This window comes from Acidovorax sp. (assembly GCF_046339755.1).
In the GTDB taxonomy this organism is placed as follows: Bacteria; Pseudomonadota; Gammaproteobacteria; order Burkholderiales; family Burkholderiaceae_C; genus Acidovorax.
In genome coordinates, this window is sequence record NZ_JBKDTZ010000306.1 from 1 (window position 1) to 6,613 (window position 6,613).

Annotated in this window: 6 protein-coding genes and 1 pseudogene; all 7 read right to left on the reverse strand. The window is 68.3% G+C overall.

The features are described 5' to 3' along the window. A partial coding sequence (locus ACK59X_RS26395) for a ProQ/FINO family protein (RefSeq protein ID WP_409961504.1) occupies positions 1-899 on the reverse strand: 899 nt, incomplete at its 3' end. Positions 900-1,013: 114 nt separating this feature from the next. Next, positions 1,014-2,273: a glycolate oxidase subunit GlcF gene (glcF, locus tag ACK59X_RS26400; RefSeq protein WP_409961505.1), complete on the reverse strand. Its 1,260-nt coding sequence runs from the start codon at positions 2,271-2,273 to the stop codon at positions 1,014-1,016. 21 nt (positions 2,274-2,294) lie between these two features. Further along, positions 2,295-3,089 (reverse strand): YoaK family protein, encoded by a 795-nt coding sequence (locus ACK59X_RS26405; RefSeq protein WP_409961506.1) that lies wholly within the window; start codon positions 3,087-3,089, stop codon positions 2,295-2,297. Positions 3,090-3,099: 10 nt separating this feature from the next. Continuing rightward, positions 3,100-4,212, reverse strand: a complete 1,113-nt coding sequence (gene glcE, locus ACK59X_RS26410) for a glycolate oxidase subunit GlcE (protein WP_409961507.1) — start codon at positions 4,210-4,212, stop codon at positions 3,100-3,102. Positions 4,213-4,477: 265 nt separating this feature from the next. Continuing rightward, positions 4,478-6,004: an ammonium transporter gene (gene amt / locus ACK59X_RS26415; protein WP_409961508.1), complete on the reverse strand. Its 1,527-nt coding sequence runs from the start codon at positions 6,002-6,004 to the stop codon at positions 4,478-4,480. A gap of 36 nt (positions 6,005-6,040) precedes the next feature. Continuing rightward, the gene (gene glnK, locus ACK59X_RS26420) at positions 6,041-6,379 is read right to left on the reverse strand and encodes a P-II family nitrogen regulator (RefSeq protein ID WP_007851823.1); all 339 of its coding nucleotides are present in this window, start codon (positions 6,377-6,379) and stop codon (positions 6,041-6,043) included. A 44-nt stretch (positions 6,380-6,423) separates the two neighbouring features. Next, positions 6,424-6,613 (reverse strand): annotated as a pseudogene (locus ACK59X_RS26425) (hypothetical protein); the annotation flags it as partial.

A 6,613-nucleotide genomic window follows, 5' to 3' on the forward strand; every position in this document is an offset into this window, starting at 1 on the left:
CCCCCCCCCCCCCCCACGCCGCGGTAGCGGCGCGCACGCTCCAGCGTCTGGCCGGCCGCACGGGCGGGCATGCCATACATGTCGGCAAAGGCCTCCAGGGTCTGGCCGCTGGCCTCGAAGGCGCGCAGCAGGGCCTCGTCGCGGGCGTTGCGTGCCGACCACTCGGCAAAGGCCTCTTCGAGCAGGGCATTGGCCTCATCGTCACGGCCGGCCACCAACTCGGTGTAGGCCTCGCGTGTCAGGCCCGAGGCCTCGAAGGCCTGGACCATGCGGTTGCGCAACTTGGGCAGCAGATCCTCGGTGGCGCGGGCCTTGTTGTTCTTTCGGCGGCGGTAGACCTCCAGCAGGGCGTGGTGCACATGCTCGGGGGCCATGGCCTCCACGGGCTGGCCAGCCAGGTCGTGGCGCTTGTCGCCCGCGGCCACGCTCTGCAGGTAGCGGGTGGAACGGGTGTGGATGCCCAGCGCCGCCTTGAGCGCCTCGCGCTCGAACAGTTCGGGGTGGGCGGCCTGCAGATCCTGGAAGATGCCGCGCTTGAGCGGGCGGAACACCGCACCGAAGAGCTGCGGGTACAGGCCGGCCAGCTGCTCCAGCACCGGGTGGGTGCGCGGCGGAGTGCGCTGGCCCGCAGGGCCTGCGGGTGCACCCGCTACGGCCTTGGCCTCCGCCTCCGGGGCGCGCTGGCCTGCGCCGCGCTGGCCGTTGTTGCCGCTGTGGGTGTTGCTGTTGCGGCCGCCCCGGCCGCCACGGCTGCGCCGGGCTTTGCCGGCAGGCGCGGCGGTGGCGCCCTCCCCGGCTTCGGCCACGGCGGGCGCTGCCGATGCGGCCTGGTCTGCCGTGGGGGCAGCGGCGCCGGGCGCGGCGTTCTTCTGTTCTTGGTCTGGCACGTTGTCGGTCATGGCGTAGCGGAAAAGGAAGGGGGCAAGCAAGAAAACCCTCAATCATGCCAGCCTTGGCGCCTGGCGCCTAATCCGCTTGCTGGGCGACCATCCGGTCAGCGCGCCATCGCCGGTTCAGCGCGCTGCAGCCAAGGCCTCGTCCAGCACCTCGATCCAGTGGCGCACGGGCGTGGCCGTGCCGCTTTGCAGGTGCGTGATGCAGCCGATGTTGGCCGAGAGGATGGCCGTGGGCGGCTGCTCACCCAAGGCCTCGCCCAGCGCACCGAGCTTGCGGTCGCGCAGCTGGTACGACAGGCCGGGGTTGAGCACCGAATAGGTGCCCGCCGAGCCGCAGCACAGATGCGACTCGGTGCGCGCCACGCGCAGCGTGAACCCGAGCTTGGCGAGCTGCGTCTCCACCCCCCCGCGCAGCTTTTGCCCGTGCTGCAGCGTGCAAGGCGGGTGGTAAGCGTATTGCACGTCGGCCGGCAGCTTCACACGCCCCGCCAGGCGCTCGGCCAGCTCGGGCAGCAGGTCCGGCAGCAATTCGGACAGGTCGCGCGTGAGGGCGCTGATGCGCGCGGCCTTGGCCGCGTACTGCGCATCGTCCTGCAGGATGTGGCCGTACTCCTTGACCGTGACGCCGCAGCCCGAGGCGTTCATCACGATGCACTCCACCCCCCCCGCCTCGACCAGCGGCCACCAGGCGTCGATGTTGGCCCGCATCTCGGTCTTGCCGCCCTCCTGGTCGTTGAGGTGGAACTTGACGGCACCGCAGCAGCCCGCCTTGGGCGCCACCAGGGTCTGTATGCCCGCAGCGTCGAGCACGCGCGCCGTGGCGGTGTTGATGCCGGGCATCATCGCGGGCTGCACGCAGCCGGCCAGCATGAGCACCTTGCGCGCATGCTCCCTCTCCGGCCAGGCGCCAGGGTTCTGCGGCGCCGGCACCTTGGCCTTGAGGGCCTTGGGCAGCAGGCCGCGCACCATCTGCCCGGCCTTCATGGCGGGGGCGAACAGCGGCGAGGGCAACCCCTCCTTGAGCGCCCAGCGCAAGGCCTTCTCGCCCAGGGGGCGCGGCACTTTTTCGTCGACGATCTTGCGGCCGATGTCGACCAGGTGGCCGTACTGCACGCCGCTCGGGCAGGTGCTCTCGCAGTTGCGGCAGGTCAGGCAGCGGTCCAGGTGCATCTGGGTGGCGCGCGTCGGCGCCTGCCCTTCGAGCACCTGCTTGATCAGGTAGATGCGGCCACGCGGGCCATCGAGCTCGTCGCCCAGCAGCTGGTAGGTAGGGCAGGTGGCGGTGCAGAAGCCGCAGTGCACGCACTTGCGCAGGATGGCTTCGGCTTCGAGTCCATCGGCGCGGGCGCGGTATTCAGGGGAGAGTTGGGTTTGCATGGTGCATGCCTGGTCGGGGGACTATTTTTTCTGGAGCTCGGGGGGTGCAGCCGCGGGTACCGGCCTGTGCAGCGGATGGCGCAGGCGCGCGCGGTCGGCCCAAAGGGGCGGCAGCGACAGGACCAGCAGCACCAATGCCAGGGGCACCACGAACACGAAGCCCACATGCTTGAAACCAGCGGCACCGGCCACGCCGCCCACCAGGAACATGGCCAGCAGCCCCGCGAACAGGCGCAGGCGCGCCTGGTTGGCGCGCACCAGGGCCTGGGCGGGCGTGCCGGCGCGGTTCCAGTAGAGCATCTTGCCCAGCTCAATGCCCAGGTCGGTCACCACGCCGGTCATGTGGGTGGTGCGGATCTGGGACGCAGACATCTTGGTCACGGTGGCGTTCTGCAAGCCCATGATGAAGGACAGCAGCAGCACGGTGGCTGGCACGGCGAACGGCGTATGCCAGCGCAGCGTGATGGCGCCTACCAGGCCGAAGACCAGCATCAGCGCCCCCACGAGCAGCAGGGGCAGCGCATAGCTGCTGTGCAGGTGCCGCTGCCGCCCCCAGTTGACCAGCACGGCCGTCATCGCCGCACCGCTGGTAAAGGCCAGCAGGGCCCCCAGCGCACCGAGCACCAGCGCCATGTTGCCCAGCACCAGGTTGTCGGCCAGCATGGAGACGAATCCCGTCATGTGCGAGGTATACAGGTGCACCACCAAAAAGCCGCCAGCGTTCACGGCACCTGCATTGAAGGCCAGCAGCAGGCCCAGCACGCGGTTGCTGGCCACCGTGCGGTGGTGGCCCGTGAGGTGGCGCAGGCGGCGCATGCCAGGAGGCCTACCAGCCCGGGGCCATGCGGCCGGGGTTGAAAATGCCAGCTGGATCGAAGCTGTGCTTGAGGCGCGCATGGATCTGCTCCAGCGCGCGCGAGGGCAGTGCGGCGTGGCCCGTCCCGCCCGGCTCGCGCGCCTGGGGTGCCCGGAACATCGCCGCACTGCCGCCTGCAGCGCGCGCAGCCTCGCGCAAAGCATCGCCGGCAGCTTCGGGGGCCTGCACCCAGCGCAGCGCGCCATGCCATTCGACCAGCGGCTGGGCCCCACCAGGCAAGTCCATAGCGGGTGCCGTGGCGGGCAGCGAAAGGCGCCACAGGGCGTGGTCGGGCTGGCGTGCGGAAAACCAGGGCAGCGTCTGGTCGCGGCATACGTTCCAATCCACGGCCACGGCAGCAGCCTCCAGGCGCTCGCCGCCCATGCTGCGGCAGGCCGCATTCACGGCGGCCACGGCGCCACGCAGGCGCAGGTGCAGCACCCCGGCCTCCCAGCGGCTGGCATTGAGGGGCAGGGGCTGGCCGCCCCAGGCATGCAGGCGGCGCAGCGCCTCATCCTGGCCGCATTCGAAGCGCAGCGTGGCCTCGGTCGGCACCACGGGCAGCACCTTGAGGCTGACCTCGGTGAGCAGGCCCAGCGTGCCCCAGGAACCCGCCATGAGGCGCGGCACGTCATAGCCCGCCACGTTCTTCATGACCTGCCCGCCAAAGGTCAGCAGCTCGGCTTGGCCGTTGAGCAGCACCACGCCCAGCAGGTAGTCGCGCACGGCCCCCACGCTGGCGCGCGCCGGGCCCGAGAGGCCGGCCGCCACCATGCCACCGACCGTGGCGGCCTGCGGCTGCACCCCGAAGTGCGGGGGCTCGAAAGGCAGGCACTGGCCCTGGGCGGCCAGGGCCGCCTCCAGTTCGGCCAGCGGCGTGCCGGCGCGCACGGTGACGACCAGTTCGCTCGGCTCGTAGTCGACGATGCCCTGGAGCACCCGGGTGTCCAGCACCTCGCCGTGCAGGGCCAGGCCGTGGAAGTCCTTGCTGCCGCCGCCGCGGATGCGCAAAGGGGTCTGGTCGGCCGCGGCGGCACGCACGCGTTCGGTGATCTGGGCAAGGGCGAAATCCATGCCGTGCATCGTAGCGGCTGCACCCTGCCCGGGCCCCTGGCAAGGCTGTGAATTTTTTGAACGGCCGGCGTGAGGTTCGCAATCGGCCCTTGCGCTGCCCTCCAATGAAAAACCCGCCGAGGGGCGGGTTGCTCAAAAAGAAGCCCGCCGGGTGGCGGGCCAAGGGATCCGAGGAGGATTCCGAGGAGACTCTCGCAGAAAAATCAAACGGTTCAAAAAAGCCGGGTGGTCAGGGCTGCGGCACCACCAGACACCGCAGCCCCGGCCGATCCCGTCAACGGCTGTACGCCGTTTCGCCGTGCGAAGTGATGTCCAGGCCTTCGCGTTCAGCCTCTTCCGAGACACGCAGACCCACGGTGAGGTCCACGATCTTGTAGGCGATGAAGGACACCACGCCCGACCACACGATGGTCAACAGCACTGCCTTGGTCTGGGTCCACACCTGTGCGGCGATGGAGTAGTCCGCAGATGTCACCATGGTGGCCGTGACCCAGTCCGCCACATAGCCGGGGCCACCCAGGCTGGGGGCGTTGAACACGCCAGTCAGCAGTGCGCCAACAATGCCGCCGATACCGTGCACGCCGAACACGTCCAGCGAATCGTCGGCACCCAGCATTTTCTTGAGGCCGTTCACACCCCACAGGCAAGCAAAGCCACCCACCAGGCCGATGACCAGTGCACCACCGATGCCCACGTTGCCAGCAGCTGGCGTGATGGCCACCAGACCGGCGACGGCACCCGAGGCAGCACCCAGCATGGATGCCTTGCCGCGTGCCAGCGCCTCACCGATGCACCAGGCCAGCACGGCTGCAGCCGTGGCCACCAGCGTGTTGATGAAGGCCAGGGCGGCAAAGCCGTTGGCTTCGAGTGCGGAGCCGGCATTGAAGCCGAACCAGCCCACCCACAGGAGCGAAGCACCCACCATGGTCAGCGTCAGGCTGTGCGGCGCCATGGCTTCCTTGCCGTAGCCGATGCGCTTGCCCACCATGAATGCGCCCACCAGGCCAGCCACAGCAGCGTTGATGTGCACCACGGTACCGCCAGCGAAGTCCAACGCACCCCACTGCCAGATCTGGCCGGCCTTGCCGGTCATGGCATCGACGACTTCCTTGCCTGTGTAGGCATCGGGACCCATCCAGAACCACACCATGTGGGCGATCGGCAGGTAGCTGAAGGTGAACCACAGCACCATGAACAGCATGACGGCACCGAACTTGATGCGCTCGGCGAAGGCGCCGACGATCAGGGCACAGGTGATGCCGGCAAAGGTGGCCTGGAAGGCTGCGAACACCACTTCCGGAATCACCACACCCTTGCTGAAGGTCGCAGCATTGGCAAAGGTGCCGGCTGCGTTGTCCCAGATGCCTTTCATGAACAGGCGATCAAAGCCGCCAATGAACGCACTTCCTTCGGTGAACGCCAGGCTGTAGCCGTAGATGAACCACAGCACCACGATCATCGAGAAGGTGACCATGACCTGCATGAGTACGGAGAGCATGTTCTTGCTGCGCACCAGGCCACCGTAGAACAGGGCCAGGCCGGGCAGGACCATCAGGATCACGAGGATGGTGGAGGTCATCATCCAGGCGGTGTCGCCCTTGTTGGGCACGGGGGCAGCAGCAGCAGGTGCGGCTTCGGCCGCAGCAGGAGCTGCCGCAGGGGCAGCGGCGGGTGCCGCAGCAGGGGCAGCAGCCGCTGGCACCGACGCCGCAGGCTCGGCGGCAGGTGCCTGGGCCAGCGACAGTCCACCGACCGACAGCAGGCTCAACCCCAGGATGAAGGAAGCAAGCAATTTTTTCATGGCTTTTTTTCTCTTGTGTGTGATGCGGCGTGCCCCTTAGAGGGCTTCCTTGCCGGTTTCGCCGGTGCGGATGCGCACCACCTGCTCGAGGTGCGTCACGAAGATCTTGCCGTCACCGATCTTGCCGGTGCGGGCAGCGGCCTCGATGGCCTCGATCACGCGGTCCACCAACTCGTCCGCCACAGCGGCCTCGATCTTGACCTTGGGCAGGAAGTCGACCACGTACTCCGCGCCGCGGTACAGCTCCGTGTGCCCCTTCTGGCGCCCGAAGCCCTTGACCTCGGTCACCGTGATCCCCTGAACCCCAATGTCCGACAGGGCTTCACGCACCTCGTCGAGCTTGAAGGGCTTGATGATGGCTGTCACCATTTTCATTTTTGGTTCCTCCGGAAGGGGCGCTCTGCGCGCCCCCAAAAGATTTACAGGGTTTTGGTCAGCGTCACGATCACGCGCGACTTGTTGACGGGACCGAAGTAGTCCTTCTTGTTGGCGCCGACCACGGCAGCACCCAGGGACAGGCCCGAACCGAAGTCATAGGCACCGCCGACGCTGTAGTCGATGTAGTTGGGGGCCGCGATGTCGCCGCCAAAGCGCGTGTAGCCCACGGAC

Excerpts from the sequence above, each read along its gene's own strand:
- glcF (WP_409961505.1), bottom strand. The coding sequence starts at position 2,273 with ATGCAAACCCAACTCTCCCCTGAATACCGCGCCCGCGCCGATGGACTC.
- ACK59X_RS26405 (WP_409961506.1), bottom strand. The coding sequence starts at position 3,089 with ATGCGCCGCCTGCGCCACCTCACGGGCCACCACCGCACGGTGGCCAGC.
- glcE (WP_409961507.1), bottom strand. The coding sequence starts at position 4,212 with ATGCACGGCATGGATTTCGCCCTTGCCCAGATCACCGAACGCGTGCGT.
- amt (WP_409961508.1), bottom strand. The coding sequence starts at position 6,004 with ATGAAAAAATTGCTTGCTTCCTTCATCCTGGGGTTGAGCCTGCTGTCG.
- glnK (WP_007851823.1), bottom strand. The coding sequence starts at position 6,379 with ATGAAAATGGTGACAGCCATCATCAAGCCCTTCAAGCTCGACGAGGTG.